Source organism: Alysiella sp., assembly GCF_030525755.1.
Taxonomy (GTDB): Bacteria; Pseudomonadota; Gammaproteobacteria; order Burkholderiales; family Neisseriaceae; genus Simonsiella.
On the sequence record NZ_JAUNEC010000023.1, the window covers coordinates 1 to 25,659 of the forward strand.

A 25,659-nucleotide genomic window follows, 5' to 3' on the forward strand; every position below is an offset into this window, starting at 1 on the left:
TTGATTTTGTATGTGCCAGCAGGACGTGCCGTGTTGGAAATGGTGTCCAATGGCGTGGCAAAAGTGTTGAGCTATGGCAATCAGGGCGTGTCGTTTTTGTTTGGCGGCTTGGTTGATGGCAAAATGTTTGAATTGTTTGGTGGCGGTGGATTTGTGTTTGCATTCCGCGTGTTGCCGATGATTATTTTCTTTTCGTCTTTGATTGCGGTTTTGTATTATTTGGGCGTCATGGGTTGGGTCATCAAAATTTTGGGTGGCGCATTGCAAAAGGCTTTGGGCACATCTCGTGCCGAATCCATGTCTGCTGCCGCCAATATTTTTGTGGGGCAAACCGAAGCCCCTTTGGTGGTCAAACCCTTTATTGCGAAAATGACCACATCTGAATTGTTTGCCGTGATGACGGGCGGCTTGGCATCGATTGCGGGTTCGGTGTTGGGTGGCTATGCGGCGATGGGCGTGCAAATGGAATATTTGATTGCGGCATCGTTTATGGCGGCACCTGGGGGCTTGCTGTTTGCCAAAATCATCATTCCCGAAACCGAAAAACCCCAAGACGACCCCAATGTGAAATTGAGTTTCACAGCCGAAGGCGAAACGCCCCCTGCCAATGTGATTGACGCGGCGGCGGCTGGTGCATCAACAGGCTTGCAAATTGCACTGAACGTGGGCGCGATGTTGATTGCGTTTGTGGGCATTATTGCTTTGTTTAATGGCATGGTGGGCGGCATTGGCGGCTTGTTTGGCGTGGAAAACCTGACTTTGGACAAAATTTTGGGTTACGCTTTTGCGCCTTTGGCTTGGGTGATTGGCGCACCTTGGGCGGAAGCGCAAGCGGCTGGTTCGTTCATCGGTCAAAAAATCGTGATTAACGAATTTGTGGCGTACACCGAATTCATCAATTACACCAAAGACAGCGCACAAATCGCATTGAGCGACAAAACCAAAGCCATTGTTTCTTTTGCATTATGTGGTTTTGCCAACTTGGGTTCTATTGCGATTTTGGTGGGTGGCTTGTCCATCATGGCACCCAACAGACGCGGCGACATTGCGCGTTTAGGCGTGTATGCTTTGATTGCGGGCACTTTGTCCAATTTGATGAGCGCGACCATTGCGGGCTTGTTTATTGGTTTAAGTTCAACCATGTAACAGCACATTCAGGCTGCTTTTCAGTACACGACAATTTTTGATGTTGCCATGAACCTACTCCCTCCCCCTATGTAAGGGGGAGGGCTGGGGTGGGGGTTAGAAACCCAACGCACCACCCCCACCCTAACCCTCCCCCGCCAGATGGGGGAGGGAACAGATTTCAGGCAGCCAAACCATTTTTGTTGTGTATTGTAAGGCTGCCTGAAATGTTTTTTAACGCGAGTTCGGGATAAAAGTGATTGATAAATTTAAGTAACTTTGCTCCCTCTCCCTATGGGAGAGGGCAGGGGAGAGGGTTGCTGCTCAACAATCCCTCTCTCCAACGCTTTCCAAAAAGGAGAGAGGGCTGGTTTATTGGCTTATTTACAGTTACTTATCCCGAGTTCACGTTTTTTTAGGAAAGAAAAATGTTTACAAAAAATCAAATTGTTCAGGTTATGGATTTGACTTCACTCAACGAAACCGATACGCCAGCGACCATCATCGCCTTGTGCGACAAAGCGCGAAATGCTTTGGGCGATGTGGCGGCGGTGTGTGTTTATTTGCCGTTTGTGGCGTTGGCAAAAAGCAGGCTGCCTGAAACGGTGGCGGTGGCTACTGTGGTCAATTTTCCAACAGGCGATGAGCCAGCCGAACAAATCATTGCCGATACCCAACAGGCACTTCAAGACGGTGCCAATGAAATTGACATGGTGTTTCCCTATCGCGCATTCCAGCAAGGGCAAGCCGAAGTGGGGCGCGATTTAACCGCAAAAATCGCCCAAATTTGCCACGAAAAGGGCGCAAAATTAAAAGTGATTTTGGAAACAGGCGCACTCAACGATGAAGAAATTGCCCAAATCGCACAGATTTGCATTCAGGCAGGCGCGGATTTTTTGAAAACCTCAACAGGCAAAATCCCACAAGGTGCGAGCTTAAACGCTGCCGCGATTTTATTGCAAGTCATTAAAAAATCAGGCAAACAGGATGGTGTGGGCATCAAATTATCGGGCGGTGTGCGCGAAATTCAGGCAGCCCACGATTTCATGCAACAAGCGGCTGATGTGTTTGGCGCAGATTGGGTTCAGGCAGCCACGTTCCGCATTGGCGCGTCTGCTTTATTGGATAATATTTTGAAAAATTAAGGGAAAATGTTTTCAGGCAGCCTGAAAAGTTTTTCTATTTTTAAAAACAATATTTTAGGGATAACAAAAATGGCATTTTTAATGCAAGAAATCATTCGCAAAAAACGCGACCAACAAATCTTGACCCCAGAAGAAATTCAATTTTACATTCAAGGTGTTACCAATGAAACCGTGAGCGAAGGGCAAATTGCCGCATTTTGCATGGCGGTGTTTTTCAACAAAATGAATTTGGACGAGCGCACAGCCCTGACCGCCGCCATGCGCGATTCGGGCGATACGCTGAAATGGCAAGGTTTTGATTTAAATGGACCTTTGTTGGATAAGCATTCTACGGGCGGTGTGGGCGATGTGGTTTCGCTCATGCTTGCGCCCATGTTGGCGGCGTGTGGCGCGTATGTGCCGATGATTGCAGGGCGCGGCTTGGGACACACGGGCGGTACTTTGGATAAATTGGAAAGCATTCAAGGCTTTGATATTTTTCCGTCTCCACAAAAAATGCAGGAAATGGTTAAGCAAATCGGTTGTGTGATTGTGGGACAAACGGGCAACCTTGCCCCTGCCGACCGCAAAATCTACGCCACGCGAGACGTTACCGCTACGGTAGAAAGCCTTGATTTGATTACAGCGTCCATCTTATCCAAAAAATTAGCCGAAGGCTTGGACAGCTTGGTTATGGACGTGAAAGTGGGCAATGGCGCGTTTATGCCAACTTATGAATTATCACGTGCTTTGGCGCAATCCATCGCGCAAGTTGCCACGCAAGCAGGCTGCCAAACCACCGCTTTATTGACCGACATGAACGAAGTGTTGGCGTCCAGCGCGGGCAATGCGGTGGAAGTGCGCGAGGCGGTGCGCTATTTGCGTGGCGATTACCGCAATCCGCGTTTGCACGAGGCAACCATGGCGTTGTCGGCAGAATTGCTGGTAAACGGCAAATTGGCGCAAACGCGCGAACAGGCACGCGAAAAATTGCAAACGGTGTTGGACAATGGTTTGGCGTTGGATTATTTCAATCGCATGGTGGTGGCGCAGGGCGGTGCGGCAGATTTTGGCAATCAATTTGAAACTCTGTTGCCCAAAGCCAATGTGATTAAGCCTGTTTTCGCGCCTGAAAGTGGCTTTATCAGCGAAATGAACACGCGCGATATTGGCGTGGCGGTCATCAATTTGGGTGGCGGCAGACGTGTTGCCAGCGACAAAATTGACCACAGTGTCGGCTTTGATGAGATTCTGCCCATCGGCACGAAAGTGGACACGCAAACGCCCATCGCCACCATTCACGCGAAAAACGAGCAAGACTGGCAAATTGCCGCCAATGCGTATTTAAATGCGGTGAAAATCAGCGAAAATGCGCCAAGTGAACGTCCGATGGTTTATGAAACTTTGACGGCTTAACCCATTTTCAGGCAGCTTGAAATATTTGCTATGCACACCAATTGACTGAAAAATTTGAATTGATTGAGCAATTCGGTTTGTACGGCTTACTCTATAAATAAAAATTATCGTGTACTGCAATCTGCCCTTAACTTGATGCGCAAATATACAAGGCTGCCTGAAAAACATAATCGGTTTTTAGGCAGCCTTAAATATGACAAACACAACTACTCACACACGCATCACTTTTCGCACTTGTGGGATATCGTGCAATTTGGCAATGATGTTTTGCAACTGTGCTAAATCATACACATTCAAGCTAAACCGAAACTCAATAAATCCCTCCGTTCCTGCTTGTGATTTAGACAGGGTATCCACCGCCGAAATATTACCGCCTGCCGCTGAAATAGCGGAAGTCATTGCAGCCAAAAGTGCGTGTGTGTCCACCGATGAAACCGTAATTGCCGCATCGTGCAATTTGCGGTGTTCTTCAGGCAACACTGTCCAATCGGCATCAAGCTGGGTATCGGGGTCGGATTTCAGTAAAGTGGCACAGTTATCACGATGAATAATTAAACCTTGGTCTTTAACAATTGCAGCGCGCACGGCATCACCAGGTAAGGGCATACAGCATTTACCTAAATGCAAACGCGCACTTTCGCTACCATTTACCTGAATGGGACTTAATTTGACTTCGCCACCAAATTGCTTGCCTGCCAATGCCGCGATGTCCATCGCCACCGCCGCAGGCAGGGTTAAGCCCATACCCACGTTGTACAACATTTCTTCCCATGTTTGCTGACGGTCTGCCAATAATTGCAAATATTTGTCTTTGAGTTCTTCAGAAGCCGCTACTTCTTTGGGCAATAAACTTGCCAAAGCACGCGCCAATAAACCTTCTCCCAAACTCACAGCATCTTCACGGCTGGTGTTTTTGATGTAATTGCGAATGGCACTGCGCGCCCGCCCTGTGGCAGCAAAATTGAGCCATGCTGGATTGGGTTTGCCATGTGGCGATGTGATGATTTCTACTGTATCGCCTGTTTTAAGTACGGTTCGCAAGGGAACGGCTATTTTATTGACCCTTGCACCCACGCAACGGTTGCCGATGTCGGTATGCACCCAATAGGCAAAATCAATCGGCGTTGCACCGCGTGGCAGCGTAATGATTTTGCCTTTGGGTGTAAACACATAGGTTTCGTTGGGATACAAATCCACTTTAACGTGTTCCAAAAACTCCATTGCATTCGCGCTGCGGGCTTGTAAGTCCAAAATGTTTTGTAGCCATTGATGTGTGCGTTTTTCATTTTCGCTTTCAGGCAGCCCTGCTTCTTGTTTGTAACTCCAATGGCTTGCCACACCACTTTCTGCCAGTTGGTGCATTTCTCGAGTGCGGATTTGTACTTCAATTGGTAAACCTGATGGACCGTTTAAAGTGGTGTGCAGACTTTTGTAGCCATTATTTTTGGGAATGGCAATGTAATCTTTGATTTTGCCTGGCTTGGGTTGATACAGACTGTGTAATACGCCCAAAGTGGCATAACAGGCTGGAATAGAATTGACGATGACGCGAAAACCGTAAATATCCAACACTTCTTCAAATTTAATGTGCTTGGCTAGCATTTTTTCGTGAATATTGTAGAGGTTTTTTTCACGCCCAATGATTTTGGCTTCTATATTGTTGGCAACCAAACGCAAACTCATGTCGCGCAGCACGCGTTCTATCACGTCATGACGGTTCTTCTTGAATTGTGTCATGGCCTTTTGCAATACATCATAACGTTTGGGGTGCATGGCTTGAAATGCCAAGTCTTGCAATTCACGGTAAACGTGGTTCAGTCCCAAACGGTTGGCAATTGGTGCATAAACTTCCAATGTTTCAGTAGCAATACGGCGGCGACTGGCTGGACTTTTTGCACCCAAAGTGCGCATATTGTGCAAACGGTCGGACAATTTCACAATAATGACACGCACATCTTTGGTCATCGCCAAAATCAATTTGCGAAAACTTTCAGCTTGTTGTTCAGCTTTATTGTCGTAGCTCAAATTTTCCAATTTGGACAAACCGTCCACCATTTCCGCAATCGTGTCGCCAAATTCTTGCACCATTTGCGCTTTGGTAACAGGCGTATCTTCCAAAACATCGTGCATTAAACCCGCACATAAGGTTTGAATGTCCATGCGCCATTTTGCCAATTCCCATGTTACCGCTATGGGGTGTGTGATGTAGGGTTCGCCACTTTTGCGCGTTTGCCCATCGTGTGCATGAAACGCATAGGCGCAAGCACGCTCCAATAACAGCAAATCTTCGTGATTGAGATAACGGGCTTCACGAAACAATTTTTCACGCACTTGGGCAGTTAAGCTGTCATAAGGGGCGGTGGGTTCGGTGGACATGGTGTGGTTTCCTTTGGCATGGTCATCATTTAAAGCGGTTGTGCGTTTTCAGGCAGCTTGTTTTTCTTGCCATATTGGCTGCCTGAAAGCCAATTCTTGCATTGACGTTTTATGGTCGTTTCAAATTAAGAACCTGTATTCATAAGATTGATGGCTTGATTTTATCGTCAATTCTTGCGAATACAAGGCGGATTTTCATACCAATATTGAACATATCGGTGTGAAAAGCCAACACAGTAGGCGCATGAAGTGGCGATAAAAGCAAGCTATTGAGATTGTGAATACAGGTTCTAACACAGACAAGGCAACAACGACTGCCGTGTATGCCCAGTACATCAAAGAGCTGGCAACGCCGTATTATTTTGATTCCAAACAACTGTAACTTTTGATTTGATTAAGGGCAACAATACCGCCTTACACAAATTCATGCTTTGTTGCAGGCGGTATTGCGTTTTACCATAAAAACAGATGAATGGTTTGTACGGTTTCATCTGTTTTTTCAATCGTGGTGTTTGCTTATTTGCGATTCAAAATTTCCACACCCACTTGTCCTGCCGCGATTTCACGCAAAGCGGTAACGGTGGCTTTATTGTGGCGCACATCATCAACCAAAGGTTGTGTGCCATTTTCCAATTGGCGCGCACGGCGTGCGGCTGCCAAAGTTAAATCAAAGTGGTTGGGAATTTGGGTAATACAATCTTCAACGGTAATGCGTGCCATTTTTTTCTTTCGTTAATAATTAAAGGGCTTTTCAGGCTGCCTTAATCCCTTGTTAATTCAAAAGGCTGCCTGAAACCAGTAGCTGTGGGTATTTTACGGATTTTGCAATACTTTTTCAATGTTTTTCGCTTGCCATCTTTGGCTGTGTCGTGCTGCCACAATGATGCTCAATAAAGCGTTTTCTGCCGTGTCCAAATCATCATTTTGCACCACATAATCAAATTCAAATGCGTGTTCCATTTCGGCTACGGCTTCCGATAAGCGGCGTTGAATCACGGCATCGCTGTCGCTGGCACGACCACGCAAACGCCGCTCCAATTCAGACAAAGACGGTGGCAGAATAAAAATGCCAATAGCTTCGGGCAAAGCCTGTCGCACTTGCGCCGCGCCTTGTACATCAATTTCCAGAATCACATCAAAGCCCTGTTGGCAAAGTTGTTGTACACCTGCCACGCTGGTACCGTAATAATTGCCAAATACTTGGGCGTGTTCTAAAAACGCGCCCTGCCCTACCAAATCCAAAAATTGCGCTTCATTGACAAAATAATAGTGCAGCCCATTGATTTCACCCTCACGCGCAGGGCGCGTGGTGTGTGAAACCGAAACGCGAATGCGTTCGTGTTTTTGCACCAAGCGCGAAACCAAAGTGGTTTTACCAGTACCAGAGGCGGCGGAAATGATGAAAATATTGCCTTGTTGCATGATTTTATCCCTATTATCCACATCAAATAGATGACTTAATATTATGCCACAAACAGTCCATAACTGTCTTTCAGGCAGCCTACACCACAAAAAAGCGCAATCCGTGTTATAGTTTCAGGCAGCCTGATTAACCACTTTTAAAAGGATTTTCTCATGAGTGAAACACACGAAACCGATACACCCGATGCAGGTTTAATTGCCTACCAAAATGGTGATTACGCAACTGCTCTAAAAGAATGGCAACAACGCGCACAAAATGGACACGCCCAAGCCATGCACAATATCGGCATTCTCTACCAGCAAGGCTTGGGAACAACAATAGATGAAACCCTTGCCGAAGAATGGATACGCAAAGCAGCGGTTGCAGGCTTGGCATCAGCACAAACGCATTTGGCTTATTTATTGATGCAAGATGAACGTCATCAAGAAGCACGTTTATGGTGGGAACAAGCTGCGGAACAAAATGATGCCGATGCCCAAAATGAATTGGGGTTGCTGTACCATCATGGCATTGGGCTGGAACGCGATGACGACACCGCTGCCGATTTTTTTGAAGCCGCAGCAATACAAGGACACGTGGGCGCACAATTCAATCTGGGTGTCTTGTATGCCAATGGTCGCCGTTACAATCACGCACGTCATTGGTGGGAAAAAGCCGCAGCACTCGGCAGCGAAGATGCCCACAATGCTTTGAATAAATTAGTAGAAATGGGTATTTAATCGTATACCAACTTGTTGTATCGCTATTTCAGGCAGCCTTTGTATCTGAAAAGATTTGATAACATGATTAAAGCCTCTAACTTTACAATCAGTATGGATTTCAGTCAGGGGCGATTAAGCCTTGCGTTTAAGATAATGTCTTGATGACAAAGATACTGTTACAATTTACTCCTAACTTGGGGCGCGAATATGCAAGGCAGCCTGAAAATGTAGGCACAGACACCCAACCTACACAAGCCATTTATTTTTCATACTGGTTCAATTTCCTTATCCCGAATTCAAATTAAGCATCATATTTTGACTGAAATCCACCATGTCTGCTCGCAAACACCGCTTTGCTCGCCCCTTTTGGCAAGCCGATAAACCCGATTTACACAACAACCCCATTTCCGATTTGCGTTTCAGATTGCTCGCTTATGTAATGACTGCTTTGGCAGGTGCCATCAATGCTGGTGGTTTTTTTGCGGTGGCACGCTACACTTCCCATGTAACGGGTGCATTATCGCAAAGTGCAGACGAATTGTATTTGGGCAACGGACACATTGCTTTATCGCTGCTTTTGGGCGTAGTGGCATTCATCTTGGGTGCAGCACATTCGGGCTGGACGGTTTTATGGGCAAAACGCCACCGTTTTCGCAGCAGCTATGGCTTATCCATGTGGCTCGAAGCCCTGTATTTGCTGCTTTTTGGATTAAGCGGCTTGTTTTTGCCACACAATATTGCAGAGACACAAACCATTTTATTGCTGCTGCTCTGCTTCATTATGGGCATGCACAACACTGTGATGACTGTTTTATCAGGTGGCGCGGTACGCTCTACCCACATGACGGGCACAGCAACCGATTTGGGCATTGAATTGGCGAAGATGCTGTATTACCGCCACGATGACAATCCGCGCTTGGTTGATGTGCGCGTCAATCGCCCGAAAATGCGCTTATTATCGGGTTTGTTTACCGCCTTTATCTTGGGTGGTTTGATTGGCGCATGGGGTTATCATCAAATAGGTTACCACTTTACCTTACCTGTTGCTGCCATTTTAGGTACAATCGCTTGGGGGTTCATTCATTACGACATCCGTTTGCGCTGGCGTTGGTGGCGCAATCATGTTCAACACAAAACATAAGAGCCTGTATTCAATGAACACAGGCTCGCCAAAATAATTAAACTACACTTTTCAGGCAGCCCTTACCACCGCATCTACACCCACAATTTGCGCCAAAGCCAATAAAGTGGACTCATCCATATAAGCATTCAATAAGTCGCTGATGTTTGCCAACACAGGTAAATGACTGAGTTTCTTTGCCTGTACAATCGCATCAATGTCCAAACGCAAACCCTCTCCCAAAGCCCAAGCCGTTCCCGCTTCGCCCAAAATCACATGCTGATTGCCACACAACACAATCTGCTCTGCCGCCACCAACCAATCACGTACGCTGTGATGCACGTCTTTACACACAATGACAGGCACATTCAGACAACCTACTTCACGCAATAAATAACGGTTGTTCAACAACTCACCGCCCAAATAAATCATGTCTGCCTCCACATTCAAGGCTGCCTGAACGTGCTTGCTGTCGCGCACACGCACCATAAGCACCTTATTTTGCGTATGCCAAAAATCGATTTGTGCAGACAACTGCTGCACCGTTGCCAACTCATTCAGGCTGCCTGAAAACGCATAAGGGCATTCAGGCAAATAAAAAGGGTCAAGCAACACCGCTGCCGCATCACTTTCAGGCAGCCTATTGTGTCTGTCATCAATACGCCACACCGTTTGATGTGCACCACCACCGAATGACACACCGCGCACATGGATAACCGTATCGTTCTCACACGCTTCACGGCTAACCAGACGCCAATCATGCACAATCCGTATTGCTTTTTCCACCTGCGGCAAACGCATCATCTCTGCCACATCAAACACCCGCTCATCGCCCACCGCACCAATAATAATGCGTTCTTGACCCCGAGAGATATGCTCAAACAAGCCCCGTTGGCGAATATTGCTGACCACATTTTGCACAGCTGCTTCATCGGCATTTTGTTGCATCACAATAATCATGGTATCCGTCCTTCTATTTCAGGCAGCCTTGCGCCGCAAAACCACACCGCTTTCAATGTGCTGGGTAAACGGAAATTGGTCAAACAAAGCAGCTGCCTGAATTTCATGGGTTTGACACAAAACTTGTAAATTCGCGCACAAAGTTTCAGGGTTGCAGGAAATGTAAATCACACGCTCAAATTGAGCCACCAATTTTAAACTTTCATCATCCACACCTGCGCGTGGTGGGTCAATCAAAATGGTTGAAAAATCATAATCTTTCAAATCAATTTGCGCTTCTTTCAAACGATAAAATTCACGGCTACCTGAAAAAGCTTGAGCAAATTCTTGCGCTGAAAGTCGCGCCAGAGCCATATTGTCCACACCATTTTCCGCCTTATTCCACAAGGCTGCCTGAACCGAAGTTTTAGACAATTCAGTGGCCAACACACGCCGAAAATGACGCGCCAAAGGCAAAGTAAAATTGCCATTGCCACAATAAAGTTCCAATAAATCACGCGGATTTTCCGATTGAGCTTGTTCACATGCCCATTGCAACATTTTCTGACACACCACCGCATTCGGTTGCGTAAAACCACCTTCAGTTTGACGATAACGGAAAACCTCGCCATGAACCGTCAATTCTTCCGTAATAAAATCTTGGCTCAAAACAATTTTCTGCCCTTTACTTCGCCCAATGATGAAAACACCCAATTCATCTTGCAAAACGCGTGCCGCCGCTTCCCATTCTTCATCTAATCTGCGATGATAAATCAAGCTGACCAAAGTTTCACCACTCAAACCCGTTAAAAATTCACATTGATACAAACGGTTTTTCAGGCAGCCTTTTTGTGCGATTTTTGCCAATAATTCAGGCATCAAACGATTGATGTTTTCATGTGCAGCAGGAAAATCCTGCAAACGAATCACGCTGGCAGACGATGCCTTTTCACCGTGTTCAAACATCGCATAACTGATATCTGCTCCTTCATGCCAAATGCGAAATTCCGCACGCATTCGGTAATGCCGTTCAGGAGAATCAAAAATGCACAAATCAGGCGCATGAAACGGTTGCAACATAGCACGTAACCTTTGTACCTTTTCATGAAGTTGAGTGATGTAAGCCGTCATAGCCATTTCCCAGTACGCAAAACCACAATTATAACGGAGCAAAGTTTTTCAGGCAGCCTGATAATACACTCAATCGGATAAAGTCCAATTTTGCTCCGTAATTTCAGGATTGTCGCCCAATGGTCTATCATGACGCGGATTATTTTGTTCAAAACGCAATAGAAATTCAGACAATTCCGCATCACTCACAGGAAAATGTTGCAAATCATCAACTGAAACACCCGCACCATAATCACTTTCAGGTAGTTGGATTTCATGTAAACCCTGTTCCACAGCAAATTTTTGCCACGCTTCTTCAAGTAATGTGATTAAAGTGCGATTCTCATTGATAAAGATTTGCAAACAGGACAAACTCACCTGCGGTTGCCAAGATTGAAGTTGTTCAGGTGTCATCTTTAATTACCTTCAGTTAGCAATATTTAAAATTGGTAAAATTACCACAACACACTGTTTTCATATACAGCCAAACCGTTAAATATGTGGTAAATTGCCTACCATAACGCATTTTTTCCAAGAAACAGTATGAAGTGGCTGAAATAATGTTAAAATTAAGCTCAATATTTTTGGAATTGTTTTAGAACCCACAAAGTGAACAAAAGGAAGCATGATGTTTCAGACAGTCAATAATAAAATGGGAGGGAAATAATAATGGACGATCCAATGATGATGGTCATTATTGGTGTTGCTGTTGTTGCTTTGATTGCGCTGGTCATAATCAAGCGTAAACAAGACGCAGGTGGAAAGTCCACCAAAAACAATAAAAATAAGCAACAAGAAGCCACATCTCAAACCGAAAACAAACCTGTTGCCGATAATGACGACTGGGATTGGGGCGTATCTTCACATGTAGTAGACGACACCAAAGTTTCCGTAAATGATGTTGATGCACTTACCGAATTCAATGTTTATAAACAATTCGGTTACTACGACAAAGCTGCAGAATCTTTGAAAGCCTATTTAGAAAAAACACAAAAAGCTGATGCTACTACCGTAAAAGAATTGGCTGATTTATGGCTAGAAGCCAAAAAAACCGATTCACTTGCCGAAGTTTTAATGCAATATCAATCTTTCTTCAACGAAGAAGAAATGACCGAATACATTAAAGCAGGTTTGGCATTAGATGAAAACCATTTGGGTCTTCGTGTATTAGCAGAAAGCAGATTGGGTTGGAGTGTCAAGAAAACCGCCGAAGAAATCGGTGAAAAAAGCATTGCCGATGCACCTGCTCGCCCAGAAAAAGAAAGCAAACCCCGTCTAGGTAAAAATCGTCATGCCCACGCAGAAGCAGCACAAGAACTGCGTCAATTATTGGTAACAGGCACAGGGCGAATTGAAGATTTAAGCAACGATGAAAAAGGAGCCGTATTGGCATTCATGAAACCCGAGAAAAGCGTAAAATTATTACGTGATTCTTTAACTTATGATGCCTCTGTTAAATATTTAAACAAAGCCATCAGAAGCTCTACCAAACCTGCAGCATTACTGATTGATGCCTTAACATTGGATTACCGTGCCAATAACATTAATGGTTTTGCAGGGCACTTGTGGAATCTGTATTACACATTGGGTCAATATGGTCGCCAAGTCAAAGAACGTATGCTTGGCTGGGGTTACAGTTTAGGGCAACACCCTGTATTTGAAAGATTGGAGACCAATCCCAATGATACCATCTTACGCGAAATTGGTATGGGACATGGTTATTTAGATGGTGGCAGCCTGAAAAAAGGTCGTTATCAAGCTTTGGTATCTGAAAAAGTAGATGTTGCTGGCGAACCACGCACACCAGCAGAACGCATCTTAAAAGAAGCAGAATCACTGTTGATGTATGGTCAATTGGATAACTCTATGGATGTCTTGGAAGCTGCGATTAACGAATACCCACAAGAATCCCAATTGTACATTACCTTATTTGACTTGTACGAACGTGCAGAAGAATGGGAGCGTTTGGAAAATACGCTGCAAATTCTGCGTACCAAAGTACAATCTTTACCAGAAGAAGTGGTATTGGCAATGAGCCAATTACTGCAACGTTTCAATAACGGCTCATTTGGACAATAACGCCATGAATCAAGATTTACCTCAAGTAAAAACGGTTAAGCTGCTGTTTGTCGCAATGGACGAACAACAACAAGCCATGTTTAAAATGGCATTTAAAATGCACAGTACGACTAATTATCAAGTTATTGAATCCGCATCGGGTGAAAAACCTGAATTGGTCATCGTGGATTGCGATGGTAAAGACGGTTTAGCTACTTGGCAAACTGCAAAAGGTCGTTTTCAAGGCAGCGTGGTGGTGTACTTTTCTAAATCCCCTCCACCTGTAACCGCACCTTACCTATCCAAACCAATCAAATTTGATACTTTGTTTATCAGTTTACGCAATCTGCTGCAAGGTAATGGCGTTTGGGTAGTACACGGCAATCGCAATATTGCTGCTCAACACACTACCTCTGACCATAAATCACCCGAAACCACTCGCAGCAATGTGGACATGACCATCCCACGTTTTGACCCTAAAATAGGATTGCTGGGTGCATTCCGAAATGTTTTGGAAACCCAAAAAGATACCGCTATTTTAGTAGATGACAAACCTGTTATGGCAGTCTTTCCTGCTACTCAACGTGTATGGGTTGCTGTGGATTCCATTCAACTCAAAACATTATGTCGCCAAGAAAACATTCAAATCAAACTAAAAGCCATTCCAGAAGACAGCAATGTTAAAGAACGCATCAATGCAACCGTTACCTCTTCAATGTGGCAACTGGCTTTATGGACAGCAAAAGGCAGATTGGTTCACCCAATTAACCCTAATACTGTATTCCGATTAAAAGGATGGCCAAATTTAACGCGTTTGGCTCCGTTGCCTGAATCCATGAGATTATCTGCGTTCTTGACTAAAACACCAGTTAGTCTGAATATGCTGTATAAACTCATGCCTTTAGATATGGCTGATATTTTGAATTACATTGCTGCAACTTATCTTACTGATTATTTGGAAATTACCAAGCAAATTGAAGATGTCTCTGCTGCACCACAATCCCATGTATCTCAATCTGCAACAGTTGCTACACCTAGACCCCAAGTGCAAACGGCAGAAAAACCTGTTGCTCAACAGCAATCAGGTGGTTTACTCAGCCGTTTAATGAAAAAATTATTGAATAAATAACAGAATGGAATATTACCATGATGATAGAAAATAAAATCATTTTTACAGGACCCGTTGGGGTTGGTAAAACAACTGCGATTGCGGCATTATCAGATGAACCACCTGTACAAACCGATGCAAGCGCATCAGACATGACATCAGTTCGTAAAGGTTATACGACTGTGGCAATGGATTATGGTTTAATTCAACTGGATGAAAACACCAAAATCCATTTATATGGTACACCAGGTCAAGAACGCTTTGACTTTATGTGGGAAATTCTCAGTCAAGGCAGCATGGGTTTAATCCTATTATTAGATAACACACGCGGCAACCCATTAAAAGATTTGAAATTCTTCTTAGACTCATTTGCCGACCTTCTCAAAACCGCCCCATTGGTTGTAGGTGTTACCAAAATGGATATCCGTGCTGTACCAGGCATTGATGTATATCAAAAATACTTGGCACAACACGGTTTAAATGTCCCAGTATTTGAAGTTGATGCACGCAATGAAGACGATGTTAAACAATTGGTAACAGCCATGTTGTTTCAAATTGACCCTGGTTTAGAGGCATAAGTATGGAATCAACACTCACTCTACAAACAAACCTGTATCCCCACATTACCCCAGCAGGTGCATTTTATGCAGTAGCAAACAAAAGCAATTCTGCCAGTCGCACATTACTGTCCAATATTTTGGAAGCCAAAGAAAGCTTACCCATTTCACAGGAAACATTATTACAATGGGCGGATACTGATGATGTCAATGGTGCTTTAAATTTACTATACCGTTTGCAACGTTTAGAATTTTTATACGGTAGCGACAAGCCTGCCGTGCTGCCTGAATTAACAGATGATACCTTATCCAATCTGTTACCCCATATGTCAGACAGCCAAAAAGCCCTATTGATTGACCAAGATGGCTTCTATTTTGCCAATTCAGGTTTTCATCATGAAGCAGCCGAAGAAGTGGCAATTTTAGCAAGCGAAGCAATTCGTTTATCAGAACGCCATGCCTTATTAATTAAAAACAATCTGAATATCTACCAAAATGCTTGGGGATTATGCGACCCTACTGGTCAAAGTGAATTAACCTTTTTCCCAATTTACATTCACGAGAGCAAATACATTTTGGTAACAGGTGGTCTGCCACAACTTCATAAAGAAGCCTTTGTTTCTTTAGTACGTGCCTTATATCAAACTGCTGATATGGCAGCAGGTTTTAATGGCTCTTTCTAAAATTTCAATTATTATTTAGGTAACGACAACATGAATGAACAACTCTTAACTTCCGTATTAAGCGACTTAAATAGCTCATCAGTAGACATTACTGCTTCTGCTGTCATTTCTACTGACGGATTACCAATTGCCCATCTTCTACCTGCCAATATTGATGCCGACCGTGTTGGTGCTATGTCAGCAGCACTCTTGGCTCTCGGTAATCGCACCACCAATGAATTAACCTGTGGTGAATTGGAACAAGTTATTGTAAAAGGCAAATTAGGTTATACATTGCTGATTCAAGCAGGCGCAACCCATGTTTTATGCTTAACAGCAAAAGAAAGTGCCAAATTGGGCTTAATTTTATTGGATGCCCGCCGTGCCGCACGCAGCATTTTGGACATTACCAAATAACACCCAGCACAAAAATGAACCGAATGTTCACGAAATGAATTATGGATTTCGGTTCATTTTGACAAAAAACTGAATTTATGTTTTAATTGATGTTCTTGGTCGGATAGCTCAGTCGGTAGAGCAACGGATTGAAAATCCGTGTGTCGGCAGTTCGATCCTGCCTCTGACCACCAATTTGAAAAAATCCCAAACAAAAATGTTTGGGATTTTTTTAATAAATGATACAAAACATACTCATGGTCGTTTCCAATTAGGATTTCAAGCTACCTGAAAGGGAGTACCCCTACACAAATCATTTATTTTTATGGCATTTTCAATATTATTACCCCAAATTCATGTTATTTTAATTTCAAACGACCAAACTTATGAAAAAACATCTTCTGGTACGAGATTTACTCAACACACCAACCATATAAACACATTTCAGGCAGCCTTGAAATTATTGATGCTGCCTGAAAATATCTAAAAATCAAGCATGCATACGGCGCAACACTTCTTCCTTACCCATCAACATCAACACCACGTCCACGCTGGGTGTTTTTACAGTGCCACACACCGCCAAACGCAAAGGCATACCCAGTTGCCCCATCTTGATGCCTTCTTCATCGCAAAATGGCTTGAACAGCGCGTGAATATTTTCCGTCTTCCAATCATCAACTTGAGCCAATTTTTCCGCAAAACGCAACATACGCGCTGCCACCTCATCGTTCCAATGCTTCGCCACATCAGCTTCATCGGGCGTGGCTTTTTGGTAGAAATATGCGCATTCATTCGCCAAAGCGTTCAAATCTTGGGCGCGGTCTTTAACCAACGCAATCACGTCTGCCAAATTTGGACTAACTGAAACTTCAATTCCCTTGTTTTTCAAACGCTTTTCGGTCAATTCTACCAAACGCGCATTATCTGCCACTTTGATGTGTTCAGCGTTAATCCACAACAATTTTTTGCCGTCCATGCGGCTGGGGCTGGCAGATACATCTTTTAAATCAAACCACTCAATAAATTGATTCATCGTAAAAAATTCATCATCACCATGCGCCCAACCCAGCCGCGCCAAATAATTCAACATGGCTTCGGGTAAAATCCCCATATCATCGTATTCGGTAATCGCCACCGTGTCGCCACTGCGTTTGGAGATTTTTTTGCCCTGTTCGTTCAAAATCATTGGCAAATGCGCATAAACGGGCGGATTAACACCCAAAGCCTTGAAAATATTGATTTGTTTCGGTGTATTGTTCACATGGTCATCGCCACGAATAACGTGCGTAATACCCATGTCCATGTCGTCCACTACCACGCAGAAATTGTAGGTTGGCGAGCCGTCTGCACGCGCGATAATCAAATCATCCAACGCGACATTGGGAATACTGATTTCGCCTTTTACACCATCTTGCCAAGTGGTTACGCCATCAATTGGGTTTTTGAAACGAATCACGGGTTCAACGTCAGCAGGAATTTCAGGCAGTGTTTTGCCATTTTCGGGTCGCCAACGTCTGTCGTAGGTGGCGGTACCTTCACGTTCTGCGCGTTCGCGCATTTCGGCGAGTTCTTCTTTGGAACAATAGCAGGGGTAGGCGTGCCCTTGTTCAACCAGTTGTTTAATCAAGGCTTTGTAGCGGTCAAAATTTTGGGATTGGTAAACGATGTTGTCTGCATTGTCGGGCGACAAGCCGACCCAATCCATGCCTTGCAAAATGATTTCTACGGATTCTTGCGTGGAGCGTTCCAAATCTGTGTCTTCAATACGCAATAAAAATTCGCCACCGTGATGTTTGGCAAATGCCCATGAATACAAGGCAGTACGCACACCGCCGATATGTAAATAGCCAGTTGGGCTGGGCGCGAAACGGGTTTTAACGGTCATAATTGTGTTCTCTCAAAATAAAAGCAAATTGTACCGATTGATGTGGTTTTTGAACAGACACAGGCTGCCTGAAAAAAGTTTTACTGCCCCAATCAACAGATGTTTTCCATATCAAAATCATGCCTATACCGTTTCAGGTGCTTGCAAAGAGCGTGTGATTTGGTATCATAAGCAGGTTTTCTGCGGGCAAATGCCTGTGGCAACAAAACCTTTTAAGAACAATGTACTTTTGGAGAATCATCAATGAAATCCCCCGTTCGCGTTGCCGTAACAGGCGCAGCAGGTCAAATTGGTTATGCTTTATTATTCCGCATCGCATCTGGCGAAATGTTGGGCAAAGACCAACCCGTGATTTTGCAACTTTTGGACTTGCCACAAGCACAAAATGCCGTTAAAGGCGTAATGATGGAATTGCAAGATTGCGCCTTCCCTTTATTGGCCGACATGATTGCTTCTGACGACCCCGAAGTTGCATTCAAAGATGCCGACATCGCCATTTTGGTAGGTGCACGTCCTCGTGGTCCAGGCATGGAACGCGCCGATTTGTTGCAAGCCAATGCACAAATCTTTACCGTACAAGGCGCGGCTTTGAACAAAGTTGCCAGCCGCGATGTAAAAGTTTTGGTAGTCGGCAATCCAGCCAACACCAATGCTTACATTGCCATGAAATCCGCCCCTGATTTGCCTGCGAAAAACTTTACCGCCATGTTGCGCCTTGACCACAACCGTGCTGCCAGCCAAATTGCAGAAAAAACAGGCAAAGCGGTACGCGACATTGAAAAATTGTGCGTTTGGGGCAACCACAGTCCAACCATGTATGCCGACTACCGTTTTGCCACCATCAATGGCGAAAGCGTAAAAGAGATGATTAACGACCAAGAATGGAATGCCAATGTGTTCTTGCCAACGGTTGGCAAACGTGGTGCAGCGATTATTGAAGCACGCGGTTTGTCTTCTGCTGCTTCTGCAGCAAATGCGGCAATTGACCACATTCGCGATTGGGTTTTGGGCACAAACGGTAAATGGGTAACCATGGGTGTGCCATCTGATGGTTCTTACGGCATTCCTGAAGAAGTGATGTTCGGTTTCCCTGTAACTTGTGAAAATGGCGAGTACAAAATTGTTCAAGGTTTGGAAATTGACGCATTCAGCCAAGAGTGCATTAACAAAACTTTGGCGGAATTACAAGGCGAAAAAGACGCAGTGCAAAGTTTGCTGTGATTTTTGAATGAGATTTAAAAGGCTGCCTGAAAATCCCGAAAGGTTTCAGGCAGCCTGAAATTTTCGTGAACTCATTTGCAATAAGAAAAACACATCATCTGAAACCTTGGTCAGATTTATGACAAAACAAACGCAAATTTCATGTCTTCCCTTTTTACAATGATTTTTGGGGATAAAAAGATTCGTTATTTAGGGGCCAATGGCAATTGAGACAAAAACAATCAAGAATGCCTTGTCATTAACCCTTAAAATAACGTGTATTCAGAATAAAAATTGAAAGCACCCAATAGAAAAAGGGGCAAATGTGGATATTATCTTTTCAATCAAGCCCAAACTGTGTGTTTTTTTTTTTTACAATTTGGGTCTGACTGGAAAGATAATGGTCGTTTCAAATTAAAATAGACGACCACCGTGTACGAACACTATATAAGGGCGTTGGCAACGCTGTATGATTTGTATTTGAAACGAAACTATAGTATCTACAACTCACAGAGAAAACAGGTTTGCGTGCAGAAAGGCTGCCTGAAAACCCCATACCCATTTTCAGGCAGCCACCGTCTTCATCAAAAACGACAACACACACGCCAATGTTGCAGCCGTGTCTTCCTGTGTGCCATTGCCCGTGTGTCCACCTTGTGTAGGCGCATAAAGCCAAGATGATGTGTGTGGATTTTGACGCAATTGGGCATAAAATTTGAATGCGTGCGCTGGGTGGACGCGGTCATCACTCAAACTGGTGGTCAGCAAAGCAGGAGGATAAGCAGTTTCTGTATTTAACTGATGATAGGGCGAATATGCAGCCAGATAATCGTGCATTTGTGGGTCATCAGGGTCGCCATATTCTTCCACCCAACTTGCGCCTGCATACAATAAAGGATAACGCAACATATCAGTTAGTGGCACTTCACACACCAAAGCCCCAAAATCCTGTGGCGCACGAACGTATGCCGATGCTGTTACCAAACCGCCGTTGCTGCCACCCTGAATGGCAGTACGTTGTGGCGATGTGCTGCCTGAATCGTAAAGATGATGCAATACCGCCAGTAAATCATCGGTGCTTTTGTGTTTATTTTCGCGTTGTGCCGCCGTGTGCCAACCCACAAATTCACCGCCACCGCGCACATTTGCCAACACGAATGCACCGCCTTTTGCCAACCAATGTCGCCCAATATTGCCCAAATAATGTGGCAATTCGGCGACATTAAAGCCACCATAAACATAAACCAAAGTAGGCGTATCAGGCGAACGGTTTTTGCCAATATGATAATACGGTATGCGTGTACCATCGGCAGACACCGCAAAATGCTGTGTGATTTCAATATCCTGTTCATCAAACAATTTGGGTTGACGGCGCAATACTGTCAATTCCATCACATTTAAATCCAAAGCAAACAAAGTCAATGGCGTAACAAATCCACTTACCGCCAAATACACCGTATCACCACCCCAAGGCTGGTCGCTTATTTCAATCGCGCCTCCCAATAATGACGGTACAATCTGTTCCACCCACACCCCATTTTCCCATTTCCACGCTTTCAGGCAGCCTGAAACCTTGTCCAGCAAAGATGCCAACACAAATCTTCGCGTGGTTTCCACACTTTCCAAAGCCTGGTTTTCATTGGGAACAAACAATTCAAACGCTTCGCCAAGCTGTCCTTTATTCAATTTGACCGCAATCAGGCTGCCTGAAAGGTAGCGGCGATTGGCACGTTGCCAGTCACTTTTCAAATGCAGCAAAAGTTGTCCCGCCAAATAACCCACCATTTCACAGTCATCAGGCAGAGCCAAAGGCAGCACAGATGAAGCATCAGACGACACCTGCCAATAAGTTTTGCTGAAAAAACCGTCTGCCTCTTCAATTAAATCAATCGGTGCGCCTTGACCGTCCAAATAACGCCAAGCATGTACCATCACGCCATCGCCGTCCATTTCATACACCGCTTGTGCATTTTCAAAACTTTGACCGCGCTGTAATAACCAAACTTGACTCGGATAACCCGAAGTCGTTAATTGTCGTTCGTCCCAAGCTGGGCAAACCCAAACGCTGTTTTCATCGCGCCAAGCAATGTGGTTTTTGCCCAAAGGAAAATGAAAACCGCCCGGCACCACTTGTTTCATTCGCAAATCAAATTCCAAAGTATAAGCCGCATCTGAACCTGCTGGACTTAAAGTCAACAACGCTTTTTCAGACTGTTCAACATAGTGCGATACACCTTGTAAAAACACGTCATCGCCCAATAATGCATCAAAATCCGCTACCGAAAACAAAATATCCCATTCAGGCAGCCCGCTGCGATAAGAAGCCGCCGAACAAACGCGATACACGCCTTTTGGGAAATCCGCCGATTGATAAAAATGATACATGCGGGCGCGGTGTTCCTGACAAAATGGAATTTGCCGCTCATCTTGCAAAGTGGACAAAATATCGGCTTTCAAAGCGCGGTATTCAGATGTTGTGGCAAATGCCGCTTCGGTTTCCAAGTGTGCCGAGTGGGCAAATGCCAAAGTATTGGCGTTTAAATCTTCTAAATGGATAAAAGGGTCATTCATGGTTCATTACTTTCAGGCAGCCAAAATCAATACAAAAAACCAGACCATTTAGGGGTAATGACCACTTCACGGTCATTACCCCCAACCGATTTGGTTTATGACAACATACAATCACAAATCTAATCATTCATCAATGCACATGATGATGCACAGCTTGCGCATTGTGTGGCATCATGTTTCCCACAGGCACAATCAAAGTGGCATACAAAGCATGATGCTGACACACTTTTTTATCTTCAAACGGCGTTTTGTGTACCACTTTCACTTTCCATATACCGTCAATCAAAGGAAGAAAGTTGGTGTTGCCATTTTTATCGGTTTTGGCAGCATAATCATTGATATCGCGGTGTTGATGCATCGCCGTTGGGTCAAATCACCCTGCCGCCATTTACCTTGTGCACTCTCCACCCAAAAAGTCGGCTAATAAGCAGCTATTACACGATAAACACCTGAATCTAAAGGTTGCTTACTGACATATTGATAATTATCACCCACCAATTTCATCTCATGTGTGCGATTTTGTTCATCAATAAAAGCCAAAGGTTTGAAAATTGCCAAACGGTCAGGGGCAATACTTTCGGCTTGCGGATAATGATGCCCATACGCCAAATCAGCTTTCAAAACCATTTTTCAGGCAGCTTGCTCGGTGCATTGACCCACACATCATGCGACCATGCAACATACGAAATAGCAGATAAAGCAATAAATAACAAAGATTTTTTCATTTTTTACTTCTTAAAACACGGTTTAAAACGTGTCAAGATTTTATGATAGAATATTTTGATATTCAATCTCAATTTGTATGAAACTTGATGTACCACAAATACCACACAAAAAAGCTGCCTGAAACAGCATTATCGTGTTTCAGGCAGCCTTGATTAAGGCACAATCGGATTATTTACGCAAGCCCAAACGGGTAATCACATTGCGATAAGTATCGGCATCAGTACGGCGCAAGTAAGCCAACAAGCGGCGGCGTGCACTTACCATTTTCAACAAACCACGGCGACTGTGTTTGTCTTTGGGGTTTGCTTTAAAATGAGGAGTTAAATCATTGATGCGGAAAGTCAGCAATGCAATTTGCACTTCTGAAGAACCTGTATCGCCTTCTTTACGTTGGAAATCTTTTACGATTTGCGCTTTTTGTTCTACGCTTAAAGCCATTTTAAATACTTTCTTAAAAATTATGCCTTGCGGCAGACAAGTTTGCCCAGTAAACAATGCGCTACCGATACAAACTCCCAGTACACCGTTTCCAGTGCGAGACACATTATAACGCAATTTATGGTATCGTGCATCTTTTTCAGGCAGCCTGAAACTTCGCAAACACAAAACGTTGCGCTACAATAAGCCCATTCTAAAATGAGCTTAAACCATGAAAATTACGCTGTATCACAACAACCAATGCAGCAAATCTCGCGCCGCATTGGCTTATTTGCAAGAAATGGGCGCAGAAGTGCAAATCATTGATTATTTAACACAAGCACTTAATGAAGCCGAACTGCGTCAGCTTGCAAGCCTATTGGGCATAACAGACAATCCACGCGACATGATGCGTGTTGATGAAACCGATTATCGGCGTTTACAACTTGACCAAGCCAACCACGATGCCTTATTTGCTGCTTTGGCTGCCCACCCTCATCTTTTGCAACGTCCAATTGCTGTTTGCGGTTTTCAGGCAGCCATTGGGCGACCTTTATCACAAATCCAAGAACTGTACCAAGCCAACTTAAAAGCCATGAAATCATGAACCGCTTTCGCCACCTGTTGCGCCCACTCTTATTCGGCATGATGTCCAGCTTGCTGCTCATCGTCTGTTTTTTCTTATGGTGTGCCGCACAAGTTGTCCATTACTCCCAAACGCCCAAGCACATCAAACAAGCCGATGTGGTCATTGTTTTGGGCGCGGCAGCTTGGGGCAACAAGCCCTCCCCTGTTTTTCGTGAACGCATCAATCACGCACTGACTTTGTATCAAAGCAGACAAGTGGACAAAATCATTTTCACAGGCGGCACACCCAAAGCGGGTTACACCACCGAAGCCGAAGTGGCACGGCGTTACGCCATCAAACAGGGCGTATCTGCCGATGACATTTATTGGGAAACCACTTCCAAAGACACTTATCAAAATCTGGTCAATGCCCGACAAATCATGCGAAAACACCATTTACAACACGCAATTTTGGTCAGCGACCCTTTCCACATGGCACGCGCCCGCGCAATGGCACACGACTTGGGCATTAACACCCAACTCTCTCCCACACCAACCAGCCGCTTTACCTTTGCCACGCCCTATGCCCGTCATCGTTTTTTTGTAGAAGAAAGTTATGCCTTGTTTACCTACTGGATTTTGTCTTTTGGCAACAAAATATTAAAAATGTTGCCCTTTTGACACAAGCTGCCTGAACAACACAACTTCAAAACAAAAAGGCGAATATGCCATTCGCCTCACGATACTCAACTCATGCCTCTCACAGCTTTCAGGCAGCCTAAACCACTTCCAAAACAAAATACTCACGCAAACGACGATACACATCATCGCTCACATTAATGCACCCATTGGTCATAATCCGTTCAGCAATGCTGCCTGAATGCAAGCGTTCCATGCGCCGTTCAGCAGGTTTCAGAGTCCAAACCCGATGCAAAGCAAACAAAAAATCGCCTTCTTGTTTAAAACCAATCACATCTCCCCCGTAACCCGCTTTTTCTGTGGCATAAATGGTTAAAGGAAACGTGCCTTTGGGCGTGGTTTTACCAATCAACACCGCATGACAATCCCCTGTATCCGCAAAACACAACTCTGCTTTTTGCGTATCCACCACCACCTTTTTACTCTGCATAAATGCCGCCACAAAATCATCTGCCTGCGCAGGCAGCGCAAACACAAGCGCGACCGCACAGGCAAATAAGGCTTTCAATCCCATTGTTTTCATCGGATTATTGGCGAATGCGCGCAGGCGATTGAATCACTTCACGGATAATCACTTGTGGCGGTGCCTGTTCCGCTTTCGGTTTAGGTGGTGGGCAAACTGCGCCCACAGGGTCTACTGCACGCCAATGGAAGCTACGGGCATATTTTTGACTGTCAAACAAAACCTTATATTGACAAGTGGTTATACCTTTTGTGCCCTGATTAGGTGTATCAAAATGGAACAAATAATCCCATTCACGCACACGGAAACCCTCATCAAATTGTGGGCGACCGATTAAGTCATAAAGCTGGTCTTTGCTCATACCAGAACGGATTTTAGACAGGTTTTCCAAATTCGGGAACGTACCACGATCTTTATTGAATGTGGTGCTCACGGGGTTAGGCCAACGTAACTCATCGGCCGTACCATCGGCTTTAACGTGTGTACCTGCGCTACCACATGCTGCCAAAAATGTGGCAGCAAAAGCGGTTAATAAAACGTGTTTCATAGATAACATATTCATACTTTCTGATTAAACAAAATAAACCAAGCAATTTAAAACTTCATAGGCTGCCTGAAAAGTGTTTAAACACAATATCAATCTCGTCTTTCAGGCAGCCTCTGCACCAGCAGGCTATTTTACCATTGATAACCCGCACCAACAGTTGCACCGAATTGACCACGAGTATTGCCGTTTACCGAACCCTTGATAATCCAGTTACCACCATCAGTAATCGCAGAGAAACCAACAGCATAACCTTGTTTACCGCGATAAGTGCTGCCTGCAACCGCAACCATACTCTTACCAGGTAAATAAGCTTGTGGCAGACCTGCTGTTGCCATAGCCGCGGCTGTACCTGCATCAGCACGGTCAGACACATCATTGATGCGATTGCCCAGCTGGTTGATTTGGTTGTTGATATTGGTAATGCCTGCACCCAATGCGCCTGCTACCGAGCGCAATTGTGATACGTTTA

28 protein-coding genes and 1 tRNA gene are annotated in these 25,659 nt (G+C 44.6%); 15 read left to right on the plus strand and 14 right to left on the minus strand.

Annotated elements, in window-relative coordinates:
• The 3 genes from Q4B82_RS05565 to deoA form a co-directional block, all read left to right on the plus strand.
• A partial coding sequence (locus tag Q4B82_RS05565) for a NupC/NupG family nucleoside CNT transporter (RefSeq protein ID WP_303065443.1) occupies nt 1–1,146 on the plus strand: 1,146 nt, incomplete at its 5' end.
• Between the two features lie 407 nt (nt 1,147–1,553).
• A complete protein-coding gene (gene deoC / locus Q4B82_RS05570) occupies nt 1,554–2,270 on the plus strand; it encodes a deoxyribose-phosphate aldolase (RefSeq protein WP_303065444.1) in 717 nt (238 codons plus the stop codon).
• A gap of 69 nt (nt 2,271–2,339) precedes the next feature.
• Nucleotides 2,340–3,665 (plus strand): thymidine phosphorylase, encoded by a 1,326-nt coding sequence (deoA, locus tag Q4B82_RS05575; protein WP_303065445.1) that lies wholly within the window; start codon nt 2,340–2,342, stop codon nt 3,663–3,665.
• Between the two features lie 210 nt (nt 3,666–3,875).
• On the opposite strand, the gene Q4B82_RS05580 is transcribed toward deoA, so the two are convergent.
• Nucleotides 3,876–6,041 (minus strand): bifunctional (p)ppGpp synthetase/guanosine-3',5'-bis(diphosphate) 3'-pyrophosphohydrolase, encoded by a 2,166-nt coding sequence (locus Q4B82_RS05580; RefSeq protein WP_303065446.1) that lies wholly within the window; start codon nt 6,039–6,041, stop codon nt 3,876–3,878.
• Between Q4B82_RS05580 and Q4B82_RS05585 the strand changes: the two genes are divergently transcribed.
• On the plus strand, nt 6,040–6,186 hold the full coding sequence (locus Q4B82_RS05585; protein ID WP_303065447.1) for a hypothetical protein: 147 nt from the start codon (nt 6,040–6,042) through the stop codon (nt 6,184–6,186). The genes Q4B82_RS05580 and Q4B82_RS05585 overlap by 2 nt on opposite strands.
• Before the next feature lie 371 nt (nt 6,187–6,557).
• On the opposite strand, the gene rpoZ is transcribed toward Q4B82_RS05585, so the two are convergent.
• Nucleotides 6,558–6,761, minus strand: coding sequence for a DNA-directed RNA polymerase subunit omega (rpoZ, locus tag Q4B82_RS05590; protein ID WP_303065448.1), 204 nt, complete (start codon nt 6,759–6,761; stop codon nt 6,558–6,560).
• A 93-nt stretch (nt 6,762–6,854) separates the two neighbouring features.
• The gene (gene gmk, locus Q4B82_RS05595; RefSeq protein ID WP_303065449.1) at nt 6,855–7,463 is read right to left on the minus strand and encodes a guanylate kinase; all 609 of its coding nucleotides are present in this window, start codon (nt 7,461–7,463) and stop codon (nt 6,855–6,857) included.
• Between the two features lie 153 nt (nt 7,464–7,616).
• Here gmk and Q4B82_RS05600 point away from each other — a divergent pair, with 153 nt between their 5' ends.
• Nucleotides 7,617–8,183, plus strand: coding sequence for a tetratricopeptide repeat protein (locus Q4B82_RS05600; RefSeq protein ID WP_303065450.1), 567 nt, complete (start codon nt 7,617–7,619; stop codon nt 8,181–8,183).
• A gap of 313 nt (nt 8,184–8,496) precedes the next feature.
• Nucleotides 8,497–9,306, plus strand: coding sequence for a YoaK family protein (locus Q4B82_RS05605; protein WP_303065451.1), 810 nt, complete (start codon nt 8,497–8,499; stop codon nt 9,304–9,306).
• 51 nt (nt 9,307–9,357) lie between these two features.
• On the opposite strand, the gene Q4B82_RS05610 is transcribed toward Q4B82_RS05605, so the two are convergent.
• From Q4B82_RS05610 to Q4B82_RS05620, 3 genes are all read right to left on the minus strand, one after another.
• On the minus strand, nt 9,358–10,245 hold the full coding sequence (locus Q4B82_RS05610) for a 3-deoxy-D-arabino-heptulosonate 7-phosphate synthase (protein ID WP_303065452.1): 888 nt from the start codon (nt 10,243–10,245) through the stop codon (nt 9,358–9,360).
• A gap of 18 nt (nt 10,246–10,263) precedes the next feature.
• The gene (trmA, locus tag Q4B82_RS05615; protein WP_303065453.1) at nt 10,264–11,355 is read right to left on the minus strand and encodes a tRNA (uridine(54)-C5)-methyltransferase TrmA; all 1,092 of its coding nucleotides are present in this window, start codon (nt 11,353–11,355) and stop codon (nt 10,264–10,266) included.
• A 69-nt stretch (nt 11,356–11,424) separates the two neighbouring features.
• Nucleotides 11,425–11,748 carry a hypothetical protein gene (locus Q4B82_RS05620; protein WP_303065454.1) on the minus strand — a complete coding sequence of 108 codons (324 nt, stop codon included), beginning with the start codon at nt 11,746–11,748 and terminating at the stop codon, nt 11,425–11,427.
• A 255-nt stretch (nt 11,749–12,003) separates the two neighbouring features.
• Between Q4B82_RS05620 and Q4B82_RS05625 the strand changes: the two genes are divergently transcribed.
• The 6 genes from Q4B82_RS05625 (at nt 12,004) to Q4B82_RS05650 (ending at nt 16,309) form a co-directional block, all read left to right on the plus strand.
• Entirely contained in the window at nt 12,004–13,413 is a 1,410-nt protein-coding gene (locus Q4B82_RS05625; protein ID WP_303065455.1) for a hypothetical protein, read from the plus strand.
• 4 nt (nt 13,414–13,417) lie between these two features.
• Nucleotides 13,418–14,521, plus strand: a complete 1,104-nt coding sequence (locus tag Q4B82_RS05630; protein WP_303065456.1) for an alpha-glucan phosphorylase — start codon at nt 13,418–13,420, stop codon at nt 14,519–14,521.
• A gap of 20 nt (nt 14,522–14,541) precedes the next feature.
• Nucleotides 14,542–15,078 carry an ATP/GTP-binding protein gene (locus tag Q4B82_RS05635; RefSeq protein ID WP_303065467.1) on the plus strand — a complete coding sequence of 179 codons (537 nt, stop codon included), beginning with the start codon at nt 14,542–14,544 and terminating at the stop codon, nt 15,076–15,078.
• A 2-nt stretch (nt 15,079–15,080) separates the two neighbouring features.
• Nucleotides 15,081–15,740, plus strand: a complete 660-nt coding sequence (locus tag Q4B82_RS05640; RefSeq protein WP_303065457.1) for a peptidase M23 — start codon at nt 15,081–15,083, stop codon at nt 15,738–15,740.
• A 30-nt stretch (nt 15,741–15,770) separates the two neighbouring features.
• Entirely contained in the window at nt 15,771–16,136 is a 366-nt protein-coding gene (locus Q4B82_RS05645; protein ID WP_303065458.1) for a roadblock/LC7 domain-containing protein, read from the plus strand.
• A gap of 97 nt (nt 16,137–16,233) precedes the next feature.
• Nucleotides 16,234–16,309, plus strand: a tRNA-Phe gene (locus tag Q4B82_RS05650).
• A 296-nt stretch (nt 16,310–16,605) separates the two neighbouring features.
• On the opposite strand, the gene gltX is transcribed toward Q4B82_RS05650, so the two are convergent.
• A complete protein-coding gene (gene gltX / locus Q4B82_RS05655; protein WP_303065459.1) occupies nt 16,606–18,000 on the minus strand; it encodes a glutamate--tRNA ligase in 1,395 nt (464 codons plus the stop codon).
• Nucleotides 18,001–18,243: 243 nt separating this feature from the next.
• On the opposite strand from gltX, the gene Q4B82_RS05660 reads away from it, so the two are divergent.
• Complete coding sequence (locus tag Q4B82_RS05660) at nt 18,244–19,221, plus strand: malate dehydrogenase (protein WP_303065460.1); 978 nt, start codon at nt 18,244–18,246, stop codon at nt 19,219–19,221.
• A 543-nt stretch (nt 19,222–19,764) separates the two neighbouring features.
• On the opposite strand, the gene Q4B82_RS05665 is transcribed toward Q4B82_RS05660, so the two are convergent.
• The 4 genes from Q4B82_RS05665 to rpsO form a co-directional block, all read right to left on the minus strand.
• Nucleotides 19,765–21,771 (minus strand): prolyl oligopeptidase family protein, encoded by a 2,007-nt coding sequence (locus Q4B82_RS05665; protein ID WP_303065461.1) that lies wholly within the window; start codon nt 21,769–21,771, stop codon nt 19,765–19,767.
• A 130-nt stretch (nt 21,772–21,901) separates the two neighbouring features.
• A complete protein-coding gene (locus tag Q4B82_RS09515; protein ID WP_368501335.1) occupies nt 21,902–22,129 on the minus strand; it encodes a hypothetical protein in 228 nt (75 codons plus the stop codon).
• A gap of 62 nt (nt 22,130–22,191) precedes the next feature.
• Entirely contained in the window at nt 22,192–22,398 is a 207-nt protein-coding gene (locus tag Q4B82_RS09520) for a hypothetical protein (RefSeq protein ID WP_368501336.1), read from the minus strand.
• 267 nt (nt 22,399–22,665) lie between these two features.
• The gene (rpsO, locus tag Q4B82_RS05675) at nt 22,666–22,935 is read right to left on the minus strand and encodes a 30S ribosomal protein S15 (protein WP_303065462.1); all 270 of its coding nucleotides are present in this window, start codon (nt 22,933–22,935) and stop codon (nt 22,666–22,668) included.
• Nucleotides 22,936–23,146: 211 nt separating this feature from the next.
• On the opposite strand from rpsO, the gene arsC reads away from it, so the two are divergent.
• Together arsC and Q4B82_RS05685 are read left to right on the plus strand one after the other, a co-directional pair.
• A complete protein-coding gene (arsC, locus tag Q4B82_RS05680) occupies nt 23,147–23,521 on the plus strand; it encodes an arsenate reductase (glutaredoxin) (RefSeq protein ID WP_303065463.1) in 375 nt (124 codons plus the stop codon).
• Entirely contained in the window at nt 23,518–24,162 is a 645-nt protein-coding gene (locus Q4B82_RS05685; RefSeq protein WP_303065464.1) for a YdcF family protein, read from the plus strand. Before arsC ends, Q4B82_RS05685 begins: the two co-directional genes overlap by 4 nt.
• Before the next feature lie 97 nt (nt 24,163–24,259).
• Here the strand turns inward: Q4B82_RS05685 and Q4B82_RS05690 are convergent, their stop codons facing one another.
• The 3 genes from Q4B82_RS05690 to Q4B82_RS05700 form a co-directional block, all read right to left on the minus strand.
• The gene (locus tag Q4B82_RS05690) at nt 24,260–24,694 is read right to left on the minus strand and encodes a murein L,D-transpeptidase (protein WP_303065468.1); all 435 of its coding nucleotides are present in this window, start codon (nt 24,692–24,694) and stop codon (nt 24,260–24,262) included.
• 13 nt (nt 24,695–24,707) lie between these two features.
• On the minus strand, nt 24,708–25,205 hold the full coding sequence (locus Q4B82_RS05695; protein WP_303065465.1) for an outer membrane protein assembly factor BamE: 498 nt from the start codon (nt 25,203–25,205) through the stop codon (nt 24,708–24,710).
• Between the two features lie 116 nt (nt 25,206–25,321).
• A partial coding sequence (locus Q4B82_RS05700; protein WP_303065466.1) for a YadA-like family protein occupies nt 25,322–25,659 on the minus strand: 338 nt, incomplete at its 5' end.

What these genes read in the sequence shown, in the direction of transcription:
- Q4B82_RS05585 (WP_303065447.1), top strand. Translation starts at nt 6,040, where the DNA reads ATGGTGTGGTTTCCTTTGGCATGGTCATCATTTAAAGCGGTTGTGCGT.
- rpsO (WP_303065462.1), bottom strand. Translation starts at nt 22,935, where the DNA reads ATGGCTTTAAGCGTAGAACAAAAAGCGCAAATCGTAAAAGATTTCCAA.
- trmA (WP_303065453.1), bottom strand. Translation starts at nt 11,355, where the DNA reads ATGACGGCTTACATCACTCAACTTCATGAAAAGGTACAAAGGTTACGT.
- Q4B82_RS05695 (WP_303065465.1), bottom strand. Translation starts at nt 25,205, where the DNA reads ATGAATATGTTATCTATGAAACACGTTTTATTAACCGCTTTTGCTGCC.
- Q4B82_RS05610 (WP_303065452.1), bottom strand. Translation starts at nt 10,245, where the DNA reads ATGATTATTGTGATGCAACAAAATGCCGATGAAGCAGCTGTGCAAAAT.
- deoC (WP_303065444.1), top strand. Translation starts at nt 1,554, where the DNA reads ATGTTTACAAAAAATCAAATTGTTCAGGTTATGGATTTGACTTCACTC.
- Q4B82_RS09520 (WP_368501336.1), bottom strand. Translation starts at nt 22,398, where the DNA reads ATGGTTTTGAAAGCTGATTTGGCGTATGGGCATCATTATCCGCAAGCC.
- Q4B82_RS05660 (WP_303065460.1), top strand. Translation starts at nt 18,244, where the DNA reads ATGAAATCCCCCGTTCGCGTTGCCGTAACAGGCGCAGCAGGTCAAATT.
- Q4B82_RS05630 (WP_303065456.1), top strand. Translation starts at nt 13,418, where the DNA reads ATGAATCAAGATTTACCTCAAGTAAAAACGGTTAAGCTGCTGTTTGTC.
- deoA (WP_303065445.1), top strand. Translation starts at nt 2,340, where the DNA reads ATGGCATTTTTAATGCAAGAAATCATTCGCAAAAAACGCGACCAACAA.
- Q4B82_RS05605 (WP_303065451.1), top strand. Translation starts at nt 8,497, where the DNA reads ATGTCTGCTCGCAAACACCGCTTTGCTCGCCCCTTTTGGCAAGCCGAT.
- Q4B82_RS05620 (WP_303065454.1), bottom strand. Translation starts at nt 11,748, where the DNA reads ATGACACCTGAACAACTTCAATCTTGGCAACCGCAGGTGAGTTTGTCC.
- Q4B82_RS05685 (WP_303065464.1), top strand. Translation starts at nt 23,518, where the DNA reads ATGAACCGCTTTCGCCACCTGTTGCGCCCACTCTTATTCGGCATGATG.
- Q4B82_RS05625 (WP_303065455.1), top strand. Translation starts at nt 12,004, where the DNA reads ATGGACGATCCAATGATGATGGTCATTATTGGTGTTGCTGTTGTTGCT.
- Q4B82_RS05690 (WP_303065468.1), bottom strand. Translation starts at nt 24,694, where the DNA reads ATGGGATTGAAAGCCTTATTTGCCTGTGCGGTCGCGCTTGTGTTTGCG.
- arsC (WP_303065463.1), top strand. Translation starts at nt 23,147, where the DNA reads ATGAAAATTACGCTGTATCACAACAACCAATGCAGCAAATCTCGCGCC.
- rpoZ (WP_303065448.1), bottom strand. Translation starts at nt 6,761, where the DNA reads ATGGCACGCATTACCGTTGAAGATTGTATTACCCAAATTCCCAACCAC.
- Q4B82_RS05600 (WP_303065450.1), top strand. Translation starts at nt 7,617, where the DNA reads ATGAGTGAAACACACGAAACCGATACACCCGATGCAGGTTTAATTGCC.
- Q4B82_RS05580 (WP_303065446.1), bottom strand. Translation starts at nt 6,041, where the DNA reads ATGTCCACCGAACCCACCGCCCCTTATGACAGCTTAACTGCCCAAGTG.
- Q4B82_RS05635 (WP_303065467.1), top strand. Translation starts at nt 14,542, where the DNA reads ATGATAGAAAATAAAATCATTTTTACAGGACCCGTTGGGGTTGGTAAA.
- Q4B82_RS05645 (WP_303065458.1), top strand. Translation starts at nt 15,771, where the DNA reads ATGAATGAACAACTCTTAACTTCCGTATTAAGCGACTTAAATAGCTCA.
- Q4B82_RS05665 (WP_303065461.1), bottom strand. Translation starts at nt 21,771, where the DNA reads ATGAATGACCCTTTTATCCATTTAGAAGATTTAAACGCCAATACTTTG.
- gmk (WP_303065449.1), bottom strand. Translation starts at nt 7,463, where the DNA reads ATGCAACAAGGCAATATTTTCATCATTTCCGCCGCCTCTGGTACTGGT.
- Q4B82_RS09515 (WP_368501335.1), bottom strand. Translation starts at nt 22,129, where the DNA reads ATGCATCAACACCGCGATATCAATGATTATGCTGCCAAAACCGATAAA.
- gltX (WP_303065459.1), bottom strand. Translation starts at nt 18,000, where the DNA reads ATGACCGTTAAAACCCGTTTCGCGCCCAGCCCAACTGGCTATTTACAT.
- Q4B82_RS05640 (WP_303065457.1), top strand. Translation starts at nt 15,081, where the DNA reads ATGGAATCAACACTCACTCTACAAACAAACCTGTATCCCCACATTACC.